The organism is Vibrio sp. M260112 (genome assembly GCF_036533775.1).
GTDB lineage: Bacteria > Pseudomonadota > Gammaproteobacteria > Enterobacterales > Vibrionaceae > Vibrio.
Genome location: NZ_JATABH010000036.1, coordinates 1 through 19,769 on the forward strand (window position 1 = coordinate 1; position 19,769 = coordinate 19,769).

Sequence of the window (19,769 nt, forward strand, 5' to 3'; positions counted from 1 at the left end):
GACCAGTATGATGCTGCCGTATGGCGGATTGCTGCAATCTCGATACAAGATGGAAAAATATCGAGAGTATACCTATCCAGACTACGATGGCTATGCAATACCTTTGGGTGTACCGGTCAACTTCACCCGTGGTCAACTTGGCTCAGGCATAAAATCCTTACCCGATGAACTCTATCTCTATTGGGGGAGCCACGGTTTTCGCTACGCCACCGTCGTTAAGGTCACCGCGCAAATTAAAGCAGCCATGACAAAACCCTACCCACATATTAGATTAGAGAATCAAAACTGCTATCAAACCGTATTTATGTTTGGCTTTCTCCCCGATGGACGAACAAAACTATGGCTTGATGGATGCGGGGTACTCACCTATGTAGGTGAATATTCGGCAACAAAAGCGGTGCCAATCCCTCCCCCTGCCCCAGAAAAAAAACCAGAGCCACTGACGCCAGAGCAACTCAAGGAAATCGCAGAACGTTACGAGAGACTTGGCATTACCGAGTTGATGGCGGATAAACCTAAACAAGAGCCACCAAAAATCCATCCTAGGCCATCACTTGATGACCCAATCCCGTGGGATAAAGTCAATCAAGTCTGGTATAACCCGGGCTATAAAGTACAGAATCTAGCAGATGTTGTTCCAAGTACACCAGAGTAGCCATCAACCACGGCTATGCACGCGAGGAGTACGACGGTGAATAAACGCTATCTCGCGATCACAACGATTGCCATACTCGCTCTAATCACTGGCTTAGTCGGACGTACTAAGCCAAACTACCCTGATGACCCTAGGTTTAGGCCTTGGCGAATTGGCGCCGCGATCTCTTATAATTACCCTGCTGGCATAACAGAAGCGTATGGGGTTAACTACCAAGAGGACTGGACCAGTATGATGCTGCCGTATGGCGGATTGCTGCAATCTCGATACAAGATGGAAAAATATCGAGAGTATACCTATCCAGACTACGATGGCTATGCAATACCTTTGGGTGTACCGGTCAACTTTATCCCTGATCAACTTGGCTCAGGCATAAAGTCCTTACCCGATGAACTCTATCTCTATTGGGGGAGCCATGGTTTTCGCTACGCCACCGTCGTTAAGGTCACCGCGCAAATTAAAGCGGCTATAGTGAAGCCTTATCCCGAATATCCAGAAGAGCCCGAGGGACCTACATGCTACCAAAATGATTTTATGTTTGGCTTTCTCCCCGATGGACGAACAAAACTATGGCTTGATGGATGCGGGGTACTCACCTATGTAGGTGAATACTCGGCAACAAAAGCGGTACCAGTCCCTCCACCGGCACCAAAAAAAGAACCAGAGCCACTGACAGCAGAACAGATCGAGCAATTTGGACACCTTCTGTTTGACACGAAACCCAAAAAGAGACCACAACCACCCAAGATGTACCCAAGACCATCACTTGATGACCCGATCCCGTGGGATAAAGTCAATCAAGTCTGGTATAACCCGAGCTATAAAGTACAGAATCTAGCAGATGTTGTTCCAAGTACACCAGAGTGAAAGTGAGTGGCGAGTTGCGAGTGGCGAGTGGCGAGTGGCGAGTGGCGAGTGGCGAGTGGCGAGTGGCGAGTGGCGAAAAAACTAAAGGGTTGACTCTATAAGTCAACCCTTTCATGTCACTGTCAGTTAATAAAAACTTGCGGCTCTTTTAGCGCGGCGAAATGTTGGATAAACATTGCACATGAACCGTGATCTCTTCACGGTCATGATACAGATGCTTAGCTTGCAGACGGAACTTAACACCGTTTTCAATCATAAATACTTTCAAGTTTTCAATATCTTGTAGTACTTCGTCGTAGCGGCCTTTCATCGGTAGTTTGAGGTTAAAGATGGCCTCTTTAGCCCAACCACTGATGATCCACTCACCCATCAATTGTGCTACACGTGATGGCTTTTCAATCATGTCACAGACTAACCAAGTAACGTTCTTACGAGCTGGCTCGAACTTGAAACCATCTTCTTGGTGATGCTTAACCTGACCCGTCTCCATCAAGCTATCTGCCATCATGCCGTTATCAACCGAGTGAACAAACATTGAACGTTTAACGAGCTGATACGTCCAGCCACCTAGACAAGCACCTAAATCAACACCCCACATACCAGCGGCTAAACGCTCATCCCATTCTTCACGAGGAATAAAAACATGGAAGGCCTCCTCTAGCTTAAGCGTAGAACGACTCGGTGCATCTGCTGGGAATTTTAAACGCGGGATCCCCATAAAGAAATGAGAGTTATTCTCTGGTAGAGAGTAACCAACATAACAGTGCCCAGAGGCAACAAAACAGATATGCAACACAGGCTTTTTAGGGCTATCTTTTGCAAAAAGAATACCTTTACCACGTAACGCCTGACGCATTGGGACAGTGAATTTACGACAGAACTTAAGCAATTCTTTGGCTTCATTGGTATCCGGTGTTTCAATGCGGATATCACCACAACGAGGCATACTATCAACATCGTTCAACGCTTCGAGCATTGGAGAAATACGGTCTTCTCGTGGGAGATCTTCAATTTCAGTGGCTACCGCAAACATCTGACGAGCAAAAATCAGCGCTTTAAAATCCAGCTCTTTAACCAGTTTTTCTGCATCACCATCTTGGTAGCATTCAAACAGCACATAACCTGTATTTTTCTTGAGGCGTGGGAAACCAAACACTTCTAACTGAGTGGCTTTATCTTGGATTTCTCCGGCACACTCTTTTTCAAAGCCACTACGGCAGTAGAGCATTAACTGTTTCACTGATTCACCTCTTTAGTCTGTAGTGCTGCATAGACAAACAGTCCCCACCCAAGCATAAAGGTTAAACCACCCAATGGCGTAATTGGACCAAACCATTTGATACCGGTTAACGCAAGTGCGTAGAGGCTGCCGCTAAAACAAAAGATGCCGATGATAAAGCAAATCGCTGCAAGGGCGAAATATTTTTGTGACTTTGGCTGCAATTTAAACTGCAGTAATAGACCACAAACCACAATCGCCAACGCGTGAATAAACTGATACTGAACGCCAGTGTTGAACACACCGATAAGATAAGGTGATAGCAGCGACTTGAGGCTATGGGCCGCAAAAGCGCCTAATCCAACCCCTACCCCCATCAATGAGCCACCAAATGCCAATAGGTATTTACTTTTCACCGTACACCTCAAGTATAAAAGCAGCGAGATTGTCCACTGCCAAAGCAATATTGCTTTGCTCGCTGTGGCCTGAACGTACTCGCGGCTTAAAGCTATGATCGCCATCTGGGATAAACACGGTCTGAACGCTTTGTGATAGACAAAAGTCTTTCAACTCCTCGCGTTTACCAAACGTATCTCGTTCTCCTTGCAAAACAAGGCATGGCTTAGACAGCGTTGCTAAGTGTTCGCCTTTGTAGTTTTCCGGCTTACCAGGAGGATGAAATGGAAAACCTAAACACGCGACGCCAGCCACCAAAGGGGCATCTGCGAGTAAACTTGCCATGCGCCCCCCCATCGATTTGCCGCCAATCACAACGGGAGTATCCCCAGCAAGCTCACCAATCACTTTTTGAAAGGCCTCAAGCAGCTTAGGCGCTCTATCTGGCGGACGCTTCTTACCATCTTCCGCTCGCTTGACCATGTATGGAAAGTTAAACCGTATAACCTGAATACCTTTGTCTGCGAGTCCTTTAGCAACCGAGTTCATAAACTCATGATCCATCCCTGCACCCGCACCATGGGCGAAAATAAACAGAGGATCGGATGACTTGCCATCACGTAAATAATCAGTCATCCAGCAACTCCTCTTGCTCACTCTGTGCTTTCGCTAACATCCAATCACGGAAAGTCGCAATTCGCCCCATATCGGCTTGTTTCTCGTGGCAAACCACATAAAACGCATTTTTAGATAGCAATACTTCATCGAATGGCGCAATTAAACGACCCGCTTCCAGCTCGGGTTGTGCCAGAACATTGTTTCCGAGAGCGACACCTTGGCCATGAGCAGCGGCTTGTAACACCATGGTTGAGTGACTGAATATCGGTCCGTGATTGACATTTACCCCTTCAATACCATTTTGTTTCGCAAACTGTTTCCAATCTTTACGAGATGTGTCGTGCAGCAAGGTATGCTGCTTTAGATCACTTAGAGTTTCTAATGGTTTGTTACCTAAAAGTAACGATGGTGAACAAAGTGGGATCAAGAATTCTTGGTAGAGTTTATCGGCACGTAAGCCAGGCCAGTTACCTCGACCATAATAGATAGCAACATCAACATCATCAGTCAGTGAACCCTCATCCATATCCACTGCCTTGATACGCACATCGATATCCGGTTCTTGCTGGTTGAAATCGGCCAGTCTAGGCACTAACCACTGGATAGCAAAACTAGGTGGCAAACTGATTGTTAACGCCCCCTTCTCACTACGCTCTAGCACTTTGTCAGTAGCTTCTGCTAAAGATGTAAAAATATCCTTTATATCGAGAAAGTAGCTTTGCCCTTCTTCTGTTAGTAGTAACGAGCGATTTCGACGTCGAAACAGCTTTAAGCCGAGGAATTCTTCTAGCGCTTTAATTTGGTGACTAACCGCAGCCTGAGTCACAAACAACTCCTCTGCCGCACGAGTAAAGCTCAAGTGACGAGCAGCAGCCTCAAACACTTTCAATGAGTTTAAGGGAGGTAATCTTCTAGACATAGCAGCCTTCTAAAAAGTGGATTAGTTTTTTTAATCTGAAACATTATAAAATGTCCATTGCCTGACGACCAGAGAAATTCTATATTTCACCCCGCAATGAGGAGTCAGAACGGCTTGGTTCCCTTTTGAATCAATTGACTTCTTGTCGCGATGTTGTGTTTGCAAACTCGTATTTCGAGTTAGGTAGGTTTCTACCAGTTTCGTTGAAAACAACGAAACATATACTTCCTGTATTTATTTTGACCTGTCTGTCAAATTTTTTAGCACCGCCTCTATGGCGGTGTTTTTTTATGCGCGAAATTTATAGGTATAAAAAAAGCGCAAATCGAATGACCGATTTGCACTTTTTAATAACCTTGAATTTACCGAGATTAAGGGCGGTAAACCTTCACGTTATGGAAGCCCTGCTCTTGTAGGTAAAGAGCCTGTAGGCGGCTCATTACGCCTCGGTCACAGTACAGCAGGTAAGTCTTCGACTGGTCTAGATCACCAAACTGAGTGCCTAGTTTGAAGAATGGAATGTGCTTAACCTCTACACCGTCAATTTCTAACGGGTTATCGTCTTCCTCTTCAGGGCTACGAATATCAAGTACAATCGCATGCTGTTCAATTGCTTGAACTTGCTCAACTTCAGGAGCCGCTTTTTCTGTCTCTTTAGCAATATCACGAATATCCATCACTCGCGCGTCACGGACAACTTGCTCAAGGATATCGAAATCGAATTTCTCTTCTTCAGCGTCCAGTTTCGCTTTAATCGCTTTAACCGTTGGCTTCTTAGAAATCACACCACAGTACTCTGGCATTGTTTTCGCGAAGTCTTCAGTGCCGATATCACGAGCTAGGTTAATGATGTCTTCTTTATCCCAGTTGATCAGTGGACGTAGGATTAGCGTATCAGTCACATTATCGATATGACGTAGGTTGGTCAGAGTTTGGCTTGAAACCTGACCGAGTGCCTCACCAGTCACCAAAGCTTCAATCTTAAATTTCTCTGCCACCATACCCGCAGCACGCATAAACATACGCTTAAGAATAACGCCCATTTGACCGTCATCCACTTTCTCTAAAATCTCGCCTACAACAGGCTCAAAGTTTACGGAAATAAAACGTACTTTTGCCGAAGAACCGTATTTGTTCCATAGGTAGTAAGCGACTTGCTTAACGCCAATTTCGTGTGCTGGACCACCTAGGTTAAAGAAACAGTAATGTACTTTAGAACCACGTTTGATGTGCAGGTAGCTAGAGACGCCCGAATCAAAGCCACCAGAGATCAAGCTAAGAACATCTTCTTGTGTTCCCAGAGGGAAACCACCAAGACCTTTGTGACGAGCGATTACTTGATTTAGCTTTTCATTTGCGACTTCAAGTTTCACGGTCACATCTGGGTTGCGTAAACGAACACTCGCACTTTCTACCGCTTGGTTCAGACCACCACCGACGTAACGCTCTAATTCAATTGAAGTAAAGTCGTGTTTACCACGGCGCTTAGCACGTACCACAAAGGTTTTCCCTTCAATAAGTGGACGATTTAGCTCTAACACCTGTTCGTAGATGTCATGCAGATCTTTGAACTCTGACTGCTGAACTTCCAGTACATGGTGGATACCTGGAGTTTGCGTCAATACTTCAAGAGTCTCTTTGTAGTATTCAGATGACTCAGAAGTCACTTCAATATGGTCACGGCGGTTAAAGACAGCAACAGACTCTGTACGACTCTTGACGATGTTACGGATATTGCATTCAAGAATCTTTGTGAAGCGCTTACGCACAGACTCACTTTTTACAAAAATTTCTGGATGGGGCTTTACGATAAATTTCATAATTCACTTCACAAGTTAACTGTTTCGCTAGTTTAATGCTCTATTAGAGCGTAGCAGCGGTCTTTCACCATGTACTGCCTCTAAGGGCGCAAGATTATACATGAAGCAATGGCCATAAAAAAGACGAGCTTTTTGCTCGTCTTTTTAGCTTGCTATTGTAAAGCAGGAACTTCGTCACTCAGAAGTGGTTCACCTTGCATAATACTGATTTCTACTCGTCGATTTCTTGAACGTTGAGCTTCAGTATCATTTGGCCCCAACGGCTCTGTATCTGCCATACCTCTCACTTGGAGACGTTGGTGATTAAACCCACGTACCTTCTCCATTTCTTGAGCAACAGAGACAGCACGCTGCGCCGACAGATCCCAGTTAGATCGGTAGAGTTCAGAATCAATACGTTGATTGTCTGTATGTCCTGATACTCTCACAACCCCCGGAATGTCTTTGACCAAATCGGCTATCTGACGCACCAAAGGTCGGAACTTAGGTTGTAAGAATGCTGAGCCTTCTGGGAACGCGCCTTTTTCTCTAATGCGTATATCTATTTGCTGACCGAGATTTTCAACTTCAATCGCGCCTTGCTCTATCTCGCGTTCTAGAGCTTTCTTGATACTTTCCATTACAGTTTCAAGCTCTTGAGACATCTCAGCAGACTGTTGCTGCTCATTATCCGACTCAGAATTTTGATTGTTCTGCGTTGAAGTATCTGGTGATTGTCCACCAGTTAAGGAGCCTTGATCCCTTTGAGTACCACCAGCTCTATCTGATTCACCTTCGTGAAATTCAAGCGTCTGCTGAGTAATATCGATGGTCTGTTGCATAATCACGTCAATCGGTGTTGGCTCAGGGCGACCTGGCCTAAACTCTTGCGCAATGATACTGGTACCTTTAGGGATATCTTTCACTTCAAGACGGTTTTGAACACCAAATGCAAACTTCATCGAACCTGCGATCTGTTTGAACTTCAGTACGTCCATCTCCGAAAACGAAAGAAGCAGTACGAAGAAACACATCAATAGTGACATCAAGTCTGCAAATGTTCCCATCCAAAGCGGGAGGCCGGGCGGCGGACATTTGCAGTCGTTATCATCATCCATAACTGCGTCCTTACTCGTTATCTACGTCAAGAGCACGTTTACCTTCATTGAGGTAGTTTTTCAGATAACTATCTATCACTCGAGGGTTTTGGCCATCTTGGATTGCTAAGACGCCATCCATAATCAGACGACGATTCAATTTTTCTTGCTCACGGCGCAGTGAAAGCTTGTCCGCAATCGGGAAAAACAACATGTTTGATAAGATCGCACCGTACAGAGTGGTTAGGAGTGCTACCGCCATCGCAGGACCGATCGCTTTTGGATCATCCATGTTAGACAGCATCGCAACCAGACCAACCAGTGTACCGATCATCCCCATCGCAGGCGCAACGTCACCGAATGCTCTGAAAACACTCGAACCAAAATCATGTCGCTCATCCGTCAGCGCGATGTCTTTTTGCAGCGCGGCACGAACAACATCAGCATCGTGACCATCGACGAGTAAGTCGATGCCTTTTTGCATAAAGCTGTTACTGATCTCCATCTCCTCAAGGGCGAGAAATCCACCTTTACGAGCTGCGTCAGCCATTTCAACCACTTTAGCGATCAAATCTTCAGGCTCATCAGCTTTGAACATAAAGGCTTTGCCGGCGATCTTGGCGGCACCAAAAAACTGCCCCATAGTGAACTTCATCAACACCACGAAGGTAGAACCACCCACCACGATAAGTATTGATGTGACATCGACGAACATCATAATGCTTCCGCCGAGTATCATCGCCATGACAACGAAAGCCAAACCGCCAATCAGTCCTATCAGCGTTGCTAAATCCACAGAGCACTCCTCATGCTATCTTTGAGCTTCTAACAAATTATATCGGCAACATCTTCAGATCTTTAGTATTTTATTGATACCGCATTCACATAAATATAGATGCTTACCCCATTCTGAGTACTAGGCCTTTAACCCTATTATTTACTTGGCTACATAAAATGAACGCTTCAACTCCATTTTTCTGACAAATTTACTCGGTTAAATTTGACCATCATTAATGGCTAAGGTAACTTTCGAGCATCTTTACCTGTGTAGAAAAGTTATGGCGAGCAAAAAACCGGAAAACATGACCTTCGAAGCGACGATTGAAGAGCTCGATGCGATTGTAGAAAACCTCGAAAATGGTGATTTAGCATTAGACGATGCACTCAAGAACTTTGAGCGTGGTATTACGCTTGCTCGCGCAGGCCAAGCCAAACTCAGTGATGCTGAACAACGTGTCAGTATCTTGTTACAAAACGATGACGAATCGCCACTGAGTGATTTCGATGCTCTACCAGAGTAATTGCACGAGAAGATGTCTGTTATGCAAGAGGCACTATCCTCACTACAACAACGAAACAATGCCCAGTTAGAAAACTGGCTCAAGTCATTGCCCCATCAAAACCTACCTCTTATCGAGGCGATGCGTTATGGCTTATTGCTTGGTGGCAAACGCGCCCGTCCGTTTCTGGTCTATATTACTGGCCAGATGCTCGGATGCGAACTTGACGACTTAGACACTCCGGCTTCCGCTGTTGAGTGCATCCATGCTTACTCGTTAATTCATGATGACTTACCGGCTATGGATGACGATGAACTGCGTCGTGGTCAACCAACCTGCCACATCAAGTTTGACGAAGCGACCGCTATCTTGACGGGTGATGCACTGCAAACCCTTGCGTTTACCATTCTCGCAGAAGGCCCTTTGGCTCCACATGCAGAAAGGCAACGTATTCAGATGGTTAAGGTGCTTGCCGATGCTTCCGGTGCCAATGGTATGTGTATGGGCCAAGCCCTAGACTTAGCCGCAGAAAACCGCAGCGTAACGCTCGAAGAGTTGGAAGAGATTCACCGCAACAAAACGGGGGCGTTAATGAAATCAGCCATTCGTTTAGGCGCGTTAGCCGCCGGTGAAAAAGGAGCGCAAGTCCTGCCGCTTCTAGATCAATATGCCGATGCTATTGGTCTCGCTTTCCAAGTCCAAGATGACATTCTAGATATCATTAGTGATACTGAAACCTTGGGTAAACCACAAGGTTCTGACCAACAATTAAACAAAAGTACCTATCCCGCTTTGCTAGGATTGGACGGAGCTATAAACAAAGCTCACACTCTGTTAAATGAAGCTCTTCAAGCTTTGGACGCAATCCCATACAATACAGAGTTACTCGAAGAGTTCGCCCGATACGTCATCGAGCGCAAGAACTAACACTATAAGCGCGCATTTATATGACTCTTGATATTTCGAAATATCCAACACTGGCTCTAGCAGATACTCCTGATGAGCTGCGCAGCCTTCCTAAGGAAGTGCTGCCAAAGCTGTGTGATGAATTACGCACTTACTTACTTAATTCAGTAAGTCAATCCAGCGGCCACCTCGCTTCTGGTCTAGGCACAGTTGAACTGACTGTGGCGCTTCACTACGTCTACAACACACCTTTTGATCAATTGGTGTGGGATGTTGGTCACCAAGCGTACCCGCATAAAATCCTAACGGGTCGTCGCGACCAAATGCCAACGATTCGCCAAAAAGATGGTTTACACCCCTTCCCATGGCGTGAAGAGAGCGAGTACGACACACTATCAGTCGGCCACTCTTCGACATCGATCAGTGCTGGCCTTGGTATGGCTATCAGCGCGGGTAAAGAAGGCAAAAACCGCAAAGTCGTTAGTGTGATCGGCGATGGTGCTATCACCGCAGGGATGGCATTTGAAGCCATGAACCATGCGGGTGATGTCCACCCTGATATGCTGGTTATCTTAAACGACAATGAAATGTCGATTTCTGAGAACGTTGGTGCTCTGAACAATCATTTAGCTCAAGTACTATCAGGAAGCTTGTACACCTCGATCCGTGAAGGCGGTAAAAAAGTACTGTCAGGTGTCCCCCCGATTAAAGAGTTGGTTCGTCGTACTGAAGAACATCTTAAAGGCATGGTGGTACCAGGCACTCTATTTGAAGAGTTAGGTTTTAACTACATCGGCCCTGTCGATGGCCATGACGTAAATGAGTTGGTCAAAACTCTAAAGAACATGCGTGAACTAAAAGGTCCGCAGTTTTTACATATCATGACCAAAAAAGGCAAAGGCTACGAGCCAGCAGAAAAAGACCCGATTGGCTACCACGGCGTGCCTAAGTTCGACCCGAGCCACAACTCTCTGCCAAAAAGCAGCGGTGGACTGCCAAGTTACTCGAAAATTTTCGGTGACTTCCTGTGTGATATGGCGGCTCAAGATCCTAAGCTTATGGCGATCACTCCCGCTATGCGTGAAGGTTCTGGGATGGTTCGCTTCTCTAAAGAGTATCCTGACCAATACTTCGATGTTGCGATTGCTGAGCAACATGCAGTGACCTTGGCTACAGGTATGGCCATTGCTGGCGATCACCCTATTGTGGCGATTTATTCTACCTTCTTGCAGCGTGGCTACGATCAGCTCATTCACGATGTTGCCATCATGGATTTACCGGTCATGTTTGCTATAGACCGTGCAGGGCTGGTTGGTGCGGACGGTCAAACTCACCAAGGAGCCTTTGACCTGAGCTTTATGCGCTGTATCCCGAATATGGTCATCATGGCGCCGAGCGATGAGAACGAATGCCGTCAAATGCTCTACACTGGTCATCAACATACTGGCCCATCGGCTGTCCGCTACCCTCGTGGTACAGGCATGGGCGTTGACATAGAGAAACAGTTTACGGCATTAGAAATCGGTAAAGGCCGCCTAGTTCGTCAAGGTGAGAAAATCGCTATCCTCAACTTCGGCACCTTCTTAGGTAATGCACTTGAGGCCGCACAAGCACTCAATGCCACGGTAGCGGATATGCGCTTTGTCAAACCACTCGATGAAGAGTTGATTAAACAGCTTGCCGCTGAACACGACGTCATCGTCACCATCGAAGAAAACGCCATCGCTGGCGGTGCAGGTTCTGGCGTAGTCGAATTTATGATGAGAGAGAAACTTATCAAGCCAGTACTCAACCTTGGCCTCCCGGATAAGTTCATTCATCAGGGTACTCAAGAAGAGCTGTATCAAGAGCTTGGCCTTGATGGCAAAGGTATCGAAGTTGCTATTCGTCAATATTTAGCAAGCTAGTTAAACAGCTTGCAACCTATCCAATGCCCTCTCAATGAGGGCATTTTTGTCTCCGCTCTCCTACGATCTTAGATCGCAATTACCAAAGTAAGCATTAACATTTGGGAATAATATTCCAGAACAATGACTGTAATTTGCTGCGTTGCCTACTTGTAGGCACACTTTTTTTGATATGTGAATCAAAACTATAACGAGGCAAAACCATGAATCACAAATACATTCTCACCAAACAGTCGCAATACGCTGGTGAACACGAAATTCATAATGCCACAACGGGTTGTACATATATGCCAAGGGTGGAGAATCTCATCAAACTAGGGCTTCATTCCTCAAGTCAAAGCGCCTTAGAGCATGCAAAAAACACATTCCCTGAGCTTAAAATAAACGGCTGTTATTATTGCTGCCACGCCTGTCACACGTCATAGCAAACCATAAAGAAACCACACACGTTGCTCAATACTGGCGCGTGCCACCTTTACTAGTCCATTAGGCTAGAATCAGCTCGTCATTACATGATGACGGGCTTTTTTATCGAGAATGGTCAATCTCAATGAGATCAGTTTAAGGCGCTGACCAGCCAAACTCAGCACACAGTTTTTGCCACGTTTCATCTAACCCCGCTTCAATGGTAATTTCTCGCTGAGTAAATGGATGAACAAACTTAAGGGAAGAAGCGTGAAGCAAGAGTCTATGCGAGTCGTACACTTCTCTAAACAACTTGTTGTGTTTACCGTCACCATGTGTCGTATCACCAACGATTGGATGGCGTAGATGAGCCATATGGCGTCTGAGCTGGTGTTTTCGTCCAGTCAGTGGCTTCATCTCCATTAAGCAGTAACGAGTGGTCGGAAAGCTCCCCGTAGAATGGGGGATTTCGACTTGAGCCAGTGGTTGATAGTCAGTGATCGCTTCTTGTGCTTCTTTATCTTGGCTAGCATGCTTATCTGCAATTTTGTCCAACTCAACCTTAAGTGCATAGTCGAGACGACCGGATTCCATGATCCAACCGCGAACAATCGCATGATAGGTTTTTTCCATCTCGTGATTCGCAAACATCGGCATCACTTGAGACGCAACCTCACTTGATAATGCAAAAATAAGAACACCGGAAGTTGGTCTATCCAAGCGATGAAGCGGAAAGACATGCTGACCAATTTGGTCACGCAATGTTTGCATGACAAATTGAGTTTCGTGCTTATCCAGCCAGCTGCGATGAACTAACATACCCGCAGGTTTGTTGACGGCAACGAAATACTCGTCTTGATATACGATCTCCAGCACTAGCGGCATTCCTCATCTAACTTTTGAATAATTGTAACTAAAGGTGTTAATTGCGGCTGTTCTTTCCAGCACTCCTCAAAGTAAGGCGCAATTGAAAATCCGCTCGGTAGTGGCTGATTTTGTTCTATCAGCAAACGGATACGGGCAATGAAGATCCACTGCAACCACTCGCTTGGCGTTAAGGTGTCAATGGCAAACGGCTGCTGACTACTCAGTGCCCGTTTGCTTGGGGGTGTCGCTTGCCACTGACCAAGTTGTTGCATCAACAACTCTAACTCGTCGATAAGCTCGGTCAATTGTTTCACTTTTGTCATTAATCTTTGTTTGGAACCTTGAAAATTGGCAATAGAATACCATTTATAGAGTAAATAAAGTTAGGACAATTGCTTCAATGGAAACCATTCATACTCTCACTCAACTCCTTACCGACAGTGATTGCCAATATCAGGTCTTTGATCTTGGACGTCGTATTAAACAGATCGACGCAAAGGTCTTTGCTGACGCTGAAAAAGGCCAGCTTGCCTATCCCTATCCAATGCAGCGTAAGGCACACATCGCTATCGCCTACTGGAATCAAGAGCAGCAGCCTTGGATTTGGTTTCTAAAATTTGAATTAGATGAGCGTGGCTTACTTAAACAAGCAGATATTGGTAATTTCATCAAATATGTCATTGAAGCAATGGGCACGCGTCTTAGCCAAGAGCTAAGTGAAGAGCAACAAGACAAACTGGCAAACAATCCCTATACCTTTAAGCCGGCGGACGACAAAATGGCGGTCTTTCATAGCCAAGTCCGCGCGGCGTTGAATTTACCTTGCAGCCAGTACTACGAACATGCGCAATTATACTTTGCAGGCGGGTTGGAATGGGATAAATGGCACACAGTTGGTTTACAAGGGGTGACTGATATCTGTGCGCGACTTGGGCAGGAACAAAATGGCGTCAATGCCCGTAAGGCACTAAAACATCTGCCTTCCGAACCTCTCTATGCCTTGCTAGGTGCGCTTGAACATACCGAGTTACCAACAAAACTCGCACAAAACCTTGCCGAAATGGCTCAAACACAGATTGACAGTCACGATCCAGATCTCTTCCTACTCTCCGCGCTCACGAGAGCCTTGTCCGGAGCAGAGGAAGCCATCGCTCAACCTATCATTGGTAAGATTCTTTCAAGTGCGCGTTTGAGTCATCAAGAGGTACTGATTGGTATCGCGGGACGATGCTGGCACTGGTTAAGAGAGGCCGATATTGCCGAACAATTCCTACTGCGCCTCGCACAGACGGGAAACCAGACACTGTTTAACCAGCTATTCGCCGATTTGGTGATGCTCCCTGAGCTGCGTATGGTACTGCTTCCTTTGCTTCACTCCAGCCCATCAGAAGAGTTGGCAAAAGCACTGATTAACCTACAGCAAGCCGCTAAGGCGTAATGATGGTTTATGACCTGTTCGCCATCCTCGCACTTGCCATTGTATGCCTAATTTTTTGGCAACAAAGACGGCAGGCAGAGTTAGCGAAAAGTATCGCCTCTCGAAAATGTAAAGAGCTCGATTTGCAGTTGCTGAGCGTGGCGCTTAAAGGTCACAAACTGAAAACGCCAGACGGTGTCTGGCGTTGGCATTCGGTTTATCAGTTCGAGTTTTCATCGCTTGGTGATGACTGCTATCAAGGCCACATCTTTATGCAAGGTTTCCAACTAGCCAAGGTGGAGTTGCCGCCACATCGGATGTAAAGACAAACTCATCATAGGGACCAAACGTATCTTGTTTGTGGGCATTCAATACGAAACCAAGTTTCTTGAGAATTCGAATCGACGCCTCATGATCGACATTGGCGGTAGCGATAACTCGCTCTAAGTTCAAATCTCTTGCTGCTTTGGAAAAGAAAGCCTGCACCACTTCACTGGCAATACCTCTGCCCCAGTACTCTTTGTCAAAGATATAACCAAGCTCAGGAAGCGTGTCTAAATCAGAAATAAACACGTGTCCCATGTACTCTCTTGTGTGACTATCAAGCACTGCCATCGCAAATATGGTGCGATCATTGAGTACTTTCTCAAACTGTTTTTTAGCAGAAGATACCGTCTGTGCTCCATTCATCTGAGCACGGTTAATAGCACAACAGTTGAGCATCAAAAATTCAGATTGTAGAGAGTCGTTATAAGGGACCAATAACGATCGGCGAGTCACTATCGTCATGACACATCCTTGTAAGCAGCAATAATTGTCTTTTAAAACAAAGCCGAGAAGTTAAACCAACTGATGGCAATCTTTATTGATCTAGAACGTTTTTTGGCACGTTGTTGTTTGAGTTTTTCTAAAGGTGAGATCTAAGAAAAGCCCCGATACGTTAGTATCGGGGCTATAGTCTTACTCGCAGCAGTCCGGCTACAAAAGTTGCTCCATGCATCTTCCATAATAGTTACTGAATCCTTCAGTATTGTCCTAACTTCGCCGTCCTAGCGGTGTCCTAATCATCCTGATAGCTAACATCCCCGTCAGCTCACTTCACTTGTTCCTTGAGCGGTGTCCTTAGTATCATCCTGATACTGTCCTGACCTCATCCTCGAGGTGTCCATTGCCTTTCCTTAGTCACCAACCATCCTAGCTAGTGAACGTATCCATACAATGTCCTTTCGCTCCATGCCTGATCAACTATCCTAGTCAACCCTTCTTCTTCCTGAAGACTCCAATCCTTGGTTTTCCTGTTCCGAGTCAGCATCCTACCGACAGGTTCTAATTTACCCTATTAGCGTTTAGGTACAATCCATCTGTAAAAAATAATTTTTGGCTTCGTTGTTCACAAAAGCAACAAAGCATTAAGTATCAATAGCTTATAATAAATAATCCATCTATCCGCCCGTTTAAAACACAGATTGTCTTACAACACTTGTAAGATATATCTCACACGACTTTTCTTAATTTTCCATTAGTCAATAAATCATAGGACCAGTATTATTACCCTTATCAGCACAACGGAGGTTTTATGCTTACTCAAGACGTTAGCCAAGAGCTAAGAAGTATCCTTGAACAGTTACAATCAGAAGGGAAAGAGCCAACGGTTGCTCTGGTGAAGGCTAGATTGAGCACGACTGTACCCATGCCAGCGTTGATCACAACAATCAAAAGCTGGAAAAGCGCAAACCACGTACCCAAGGTAGAAGTCGCCGCTCAAAGCTCAGGTTCTGAAATGGAGCGAATAGCTGAACTCGAAGTGCAAGTCGCCAACTTAACAGAAAGACTTATAGCGCTGGAGAAGAAGTTCGATAGATAAGTGGATATCACTGGGCTGATTCATTTGACAGCGATGGAAGCCGTGAACCACTCTTTTAAACACAAACAAAAAAGGCTTGGCGTATTGCCAAGCCTTTTAGTATCCACGGTTGAATTACCAACCTGTTACTTCGCGTAGACCTTTACCGATATCAGCAAGAGACTTAACCGTCTTAACGCCCGCAGCTTCTAGTGCAGCGAACTTGTCTTCTGCTGTACCTTTACCACCAGAGATGATCGCACCAGCATGGCCCATACGCTTGCCTGGAGGAGCAGTAACACCAGCGATGTAAGAAACGACTGGCTTAGTGACGTGCTCTTTAATGAACGCTGCCGCTTCTTCTTCAGCCGTACCACCGATTTCACCGATCATTACGATAGCTTCTGTTTCAGGATCTTCTTGGAACAACTTCAGAATATCGATGAAGTTTGAACCTGGGATTGGGTCACCACCAATACCGACACAAGTCGACTGACCAAAACCTTCGTCAGTAGTTTGCTTAACTGCTTCGTAAGTTAGTGTACCTGAACGAGATACGATCCCCACTTTACCTTTCTTGTGGATATGACCAGGCATGATACCAATCTTACACTCGTCAGGAGTGATAAGCCCCGGACAGTTAGGACCGATCATACGAACGCCAGTTTCTTCTAGCTTCACTTTCACGTCGATCATATCTGTTGTAGGGATACCTTCAGTGATAGTTACGATTAGCTCGATGCCCGCATCAATCGCTTCAAGGATGGCATCTTTACAGAAAGGTGCTGGTACGTAGATAACTGTTGCTGTTGCGCCAGTTGTTTCTACTGCTTCACGTACTGTGTTGAATACAGGAAGACCTAGGTGTGTTTGACCGCCTTTACCAGGAGAGACACCACCAACCATTTGTGTGCCGTATGCGATAGCTTGCTCAGAGTGGAAAGTACCTTGACCACCAGTGAAACCCTGACAGATTACTTTCGTGTCTTTATTAATTAGTACAGACATTATTTGCCCTCCGCAGCAGCAACAACTTTCTGAGCTGCGTCTGTTAGAGACTCAGCTGCAATGATATCAACATCAGAATTAGCAAGAACTTCGCGACCTAAGTCTGCGTTAGTACCTTCTAGACGAACAACAACAGGTACGTTTACACCTACCTCTTTAACCGCACCAATAATACCTTCAGCGATCATGTCACAACGTACGATACCACCGAAGATGTTAACGAGTACTGCTTTAACATTGTCATCAGAAAGGATGATCTTAAATGCTTCTGCTACACGCTCTTTTGTCGCACCACCACCTACATCTAGGAAGTTCGCTGGCTTACCACCGTGTAGGTTTACGATATCCATCGTACCCATTGCTAGGCCAGCACCGTTAACCATACAGCCAACGTTACCGTCTAGGGCTACGTAGTTCAGTTCCCACTGAGCTGCGTGCGCTTCGCGCTCATCTTCTTGCGAAGGATCGTGCATTTCACGTAGCTTAGGCTGGCGGTACATTGCGTTAGAGTCAATGTTGATCTTACCGTCTAGACACAGCAAGTTGCCTTCGCTAGTAATGACAAGAGGGTTGATCTCTAGTAGAGCTAGGTCGTACTGAGAGAACATGTTGCCAAGACCCATGAAGATCTTAACAAACTGCTTAATTTGGTCGCCTTCAAGACCTAGCTTGAACGCTAGCTCACGGCCTTGGTAAGCTTGAGGGCCTACTAGTGGATCGATAGCTGCTTTATGAATCAACTCTGGCGTTTCTTCTGCAACTTTCTCGATTTCAACACCACCTTCAGTTGAAGCCATGAATACAACTTTACGAGTTGCACGGTCAACAACCGCACCTAGGTAAAGTTCGTTAGCAATGTTTGATGCTTCTTCAACTAGGATTTTTGTTACAGGCTGGCCATTCGCGTCTGTTTGGTAAGTCACTAGGTTTTTACCTAGCCACTTTTGTGCGAACTCTTTAACGCCGTCTTTCGTATCGTGTAGCTCTACGCCACCCGCTTTACCACGTCCACCTGCGTGAACCTGACATTTGACTACTTTCTTCTCAGTAGAGATACGACCCGCCGCTTCAAAAGCTTCTTGTGGTGTATCACACGCGTAACCTTCCGGTACAGGCAAACCGAATTCTGCAAACAGCTGTTTGGCTTGGTATTCATGCAAATTCATTTTGATATTCCGTTTATTTTATTATTTCCATAACGGCGCTGTTTTAGCACTCGTCTGTAGGGTCTTCTCAAATCAACCGCGATCTATTTTCTAGTAGCTTAACGATTCAAATGAAGGCCAGACAGTTGAGCTAGTCTAGCCTTTAAAACTATCGCACGCCTAGCCAGAATGACTGACTAGACGTTTTGGCGATATTAAACGTCTAATAGCAGACGTGCTGGATCTTCTAGCAACTCTTTAATCGTCACTAGGAAGCCCACTGATTCACGACCATCGATTAAACGGTGATCGTAAGACAGCGCAAGGTACATCATCGGCAGAATTTCTACTTTGCCATCAACTGCCATTGGGCGATCTTGAATCTTGTGCATACCAAGAATCGCTGATTGTGGCGGGTTGATAATTGGCGTAGACATCAGTGAGCCAAATACACCACCGTTAGTGATAGTGAAGTTGCCACCCATCAAGTCTTCAACCGTCAGTTTTCCATCACGACCTTTGATGGCTAGATCTTTGATACCTTTTTCGATATCAGCGAAGCCTAGTGTGTCACAATCTTTTAGAACTGGAGTGACTAGACCGCGTGGCGTAGATACCGCCATGCTGATGTCGAAGTAGTTGTGGTAAACGATATCATCGCCATCAATCGACGCGTTGACTTCAGGGTAACGTTTCAGTGCTTCTGTCACCGCTTTCACGTAGAAAGACATAAAGCCTAAACGAATACCGTGACGCTCTTCGAACTGGTCTTTGTATTGCTTACGAAGATCCATGATTGGTTTCATGTTTACTTCGTTGAACGTCGTTAGCATTGCTGTGCTGTTTTTCGCTTCTAGAAGACGGTTAGCTACCGTCTTACGTAAACGCGTCATTGGCACACGCTTCTGGCTACGAGCAGCCGCTGGCGCATCAACAGCAGGAGCATCTGCTTTTGGTGCCGCTTTAGCGTTCGCAAGATGTGCTTCAATATCTTCACGAGTGATACGACCGCCTACACCAGTGCCTTTGACTTGGCTAGCTTCGAGGCCGTGTTCAGCAAGAAGACGACGAACTGCTGGGCTTAGTGCATCGTTGCTCTCTTCAGTTAGAGACGCTTTATGACGCTTATCTGGAGACGCTTCTGACTCTTCAGTCGTGTCCGTAGTCGGTTCACCCGCTACCGCACCTGGCTTAATACGAGCAATCAACTGCTTAGAAAGTACTGTTGCGCCTTCTTCTTCAATAATGGCTTCCAGAATACCCGCTTCAGGTGCTGGTACTTCAAGTACTACTTTGTCTGTCTCGATATCAACCAGTACTTCATCACGCGCAACTAAGTCGCCTGGTTGTTTGTGCCATGTTGCCACTGTTGCATCAGCGACAGATTCAGGTAAATCTGGAACCAGAATTTCAATTGTCAT

The 19,769-nt window shown here is 45.7% G+C and carries 21 protein-coding genes; 8 read left to right on the top strand and 13 right to left on the bottom strand.

Going from position 1 to position 19,769, the window contains the following annotated elements; translation table 11 throughout:
- On the top strand, nucleotides 1-655 hold a 655-nt coding region (locus QTN95_RS14565; protein ID WP_331417956.1), incomplete at its 5' end, for a DUF2931 family protein.
- Between the two features lie 36 nt (nucleotides 656-691).
- Nucleotides 692-1,522: a DUF2931 family protein gene (locus QTN95_RS14570; protein ID WP_331417957.1), complete on the top strand. Its 831-nt coding sequence runs from the start codon at nucleotides 692-694 to the stop codon at nucleotides 1,520-1,522.
- 148 nt (nucleotides 1,523-1,670) lie between these two features.
- On the opposite strand, the gene rlmM is transcribed toward QTN95_RS14570, so the two are convergent.
- The 7 genes from rlmM to pomA form a co-directional block, all read right to left on the bottom strand.
- The gene (rlmM, locus tag QTN95_RS14575; RefSeq protein ID WP_331417958.1) at nucleotides 1,671-2,762 is read right to left on the bottom strand and encodes a 23S rRNA (cytidine(2498)-2'-O)-methyltransferase RlmM; all 1,092 of its coding nucleotides are present in this window, start codon (nucleotides 2,760-2,762) and stop codon (nucleotides 1,671-1,673) included.
- Nucleotides 2,759-3,157: a DUF423 domain-containing protein gene (locus QTN95_RS14580; RefSeq protein ID WP_331417959.1), complete on the bottom strand. Its 399-nt coding sequence runs from the start codon at nucleotides 3,155-3,157 to the stop codon at nucleotides 2,759-2,761. Before QTN95_RS14580 ends, rlmM begins: the two co-directional genes overlap by 4 nt.
- Nucleotides 3,147-3,773, bottom strand: coding sequence for an alpha/beta fold hydrolase (locus QTN95_RS14585; protein WP_331417960.1), 627 nt, complete (start codon nucleotides 3,771-3,773; stop codon nucleotides 3,147-3,149). Before QTN95_RS14585 ends, QTN95_RS14580 begins: the two co-directional genes overlap by 11 nt.
- Entirely contained in the window at nucleotides 3,766-4,674 is a 909-nt protein-coding gene (locus tag QTN95_RS14590; RefSeq protein WP_138971806.1) for a transcriptional regulator GcvA, read from the bottom strand. Before QTN95_RS14590 ends, QTN95_RS14585 begins: the two co-directional genes overlap by 8 nt.
- Before the next feature lie 371 nt (nucleotides 4,675-5,045).
- On the bottom strand, nucleotides 5,046-6,494 hold the full coding sequence (thiI, locus tag QTN95_RS14595) for a tRNA uracil 4-sulfurtransferase ThiI (protein WP_138971804.1): 1,449 nt from the start codon (nucleotides 6,492-6,494) through the stop codon (nucleotides 5,046-5,048).
- A 152-nt stretch (nucleotides 6,495-6,646) separates the two neighbouring features.
- Nucleotides 6,647-7,591: a flagellar motor protein MotB gene (locus tag QTN95_RS14600; protein ID WP_138971803.1), complete on the bottom strand. Its 945-nt coding sequence runs from the start codon at nucleotides 7,589-7,591 to the stop codon at nucleotides 6,647-6,649.
- A 10-nt stretch (nucleotides 7,592-7,601) separates the two neighbouring features.
- Entirely contained in the window at nucleotides 7,602-8,366 is a 765-nt protein-coding gene (gene pomA / locus QTN95_RS14605) for a flagellar motor protein PomA (protein ID WP_138971802.1), read from the bottom strand.
- A 262-nt stretch (nucleotides 8,367-8,628) separates the two neighbouring features.
- Between pomA and xseB the strand changes: the two genes are divergently transcribed.
- From xseB to dxs, 3 genes are read left to right on the top strand one after another with little or no spacing between them, the layout of a single operon-like run.
- Nucleotides 8,629-8,871: an exodeoxyribonuclease VII small subunit gene (xseB, locus tag QTN95_RS14610; RefSeq protein ID WP_138971801.1), complete on the top strand. Its 243-nt coding sequence runs from the start codon at nucleotides 8,629-8,631 to the stop codon at nucleotides 8,869-8,871.
- A 21-nt stretch (nucleotides 8,872-8,892) separates the two neighbouring features.
- Nucleotides 8,893-9,777, top strand: a complete 885-nt coding sequence (gene ispA, locus QTN95_RS14615) for a (2E,6E)-farnesyl diphosphate synthase (protein ID WP_331417961.1) — start codon at nucleotides 8,893-8,895, stop codon at nucleotides 9,775-9,777.
- Between the two features lie 20 nt (nucleotides 9,778-9,797).
- On the top strand, nucleotides 9,798-11,663 hold the full coding sequence (gene dxs / locus QTN95_RS14620) for a 1-deoxy-D-xylulose-5-phosphate synthase (RefSeq protein WP_138971800.1): 1,866 nt from the start codon (nucleotides 9,798-9,800) through the stop codon (nucleotides 11,661-11,663).
- 561 nt (nucleotides 11,664-12,224) lie between these two features.
- Here dxs and truC read toward each other — a convergent pair.
- Entirely contained in the window at nucleotides 12,225-12,953 is a 729-nt protein-coding gene (truC, locus tag QTN95_RS14625; protein ID WP_331417962.1) for a tRNA pseudouridine(65) synthase TruC, read from the bottom strand.
- Entirely contained in the window at nucleotides 12,944-13,258 is a 315-nt protein-coding gene (locus QTN95_RS14630; protein WP_331417963.1) for a YqcC family protein, read from the bottom strand. Before QTN95_RS14630 ends, truC begins: the two co-directional genes overlap by 10 nt.
- 77 nt (nucleotides 13,259-13,335) lie before the next feature.
- On the opposite strand from QTN95_RS14630, the gene QTN95_RS14635 reads away from it, so the two are divergent.
- A complete protein-coding gene (locus tag QTN95_RS14635; protein WP_331417964.1) occupies nucleotides 13,336-14,373 on the top strand; it encodes a DUF3549 family protein in 1,038 nt (345 codons plus the stop codon).
- Between the two features lie 2 nt (nucleotides 14,374-14,375).
- A complete protein-coding gene (locus tag QTN95_RS14640; protein ID WP_331417977.1) occupies nucleotides 14,376-14,675 on the top strand; it encodes a DUF3301 domain-containing protein in 300 nt (99 codons plus the stop codon).
- Here QTN95_RS14640 and QTN95_RS14645 read toward each other — a convergent pair.
- The gene (locus QTN95_RS14645) at nucleotides 14,623-15,141 is read right to left on the bottom strand and encodes a GNAT family N-acetyltransferase (protein WP_331417965.1); all 519 of its coding nucleotides are present in this window, start codon (nucleotides 15,139-15,141) and stop codon (nucleotides 14,623-14,625) included. The genes QTN95_RS14640 and QTN95_RS14645 overlap by 53 nt on opposite strands.
- A 787-nt stretch (nucleotides 15,142-15,928) precedes the next feature.
- Between QTN95_RS14645 and QTN95_RS14650 the strand changes: the two genes are divergently transcribed.
- Nucleotides 15,929-16,216, top strand: coding sequence for a hypothetical protein (locus QTN95_RS14650; protein WP_331417966.1), 288 nt, complete (start codon nucleotides 15,929-15,931; stop codon nucleotides 16,214-16,216).
- A 114-nt stretch (nucleotides 16,217-16,330) separates the two neighbouring features.
- Here the strand turns inward: QTN95_RS14650 and sucD are convergent, their stop codons facing one another.
- From sucD to odhB, 3 genes are all read right to left on the bottom strand, one after another.
- Nucleotides 16,331-17,203: a succinate--CoA ligase subunit alpha gene (gene sucD / locus QTN95_RS14655; RefSeq protein ID WP_331417967.1), complete on the bottom strand. Its 873-nt coding sequence runs from the start codon at nucleotides 17,201-17,203 to the stop codon at nucleotides 16,331-16,333.
- A complete protein-coding gene (gene sucC / locus QTN95_RS14660) occupies nucleotides 17,203-18,369 on the bottom strand; it encodes an ADP-forming succinate--CoA ligase subunit beta (RefSeq protein WP_138971792.1) in 1,167 nt (388 codons plus the stop codon). The genes sucD and sucC overlap by 1 nt, the downstream gene beginning before the upstream one ends.
- 194 nt (nucleotides 18,370-18,563) lie before the next feature.
- Entirely contained in the window at nucleotides 18,564-19,769 is a 1,206-nt protein-coding gene (gene odhB / locus QTN95_RS14665; protein WP_138971791.1) for a 2-oxoglutarate dehydrogenase complex dihydrolipoyllysine-residue succinyltransferase, read from the bottom strand.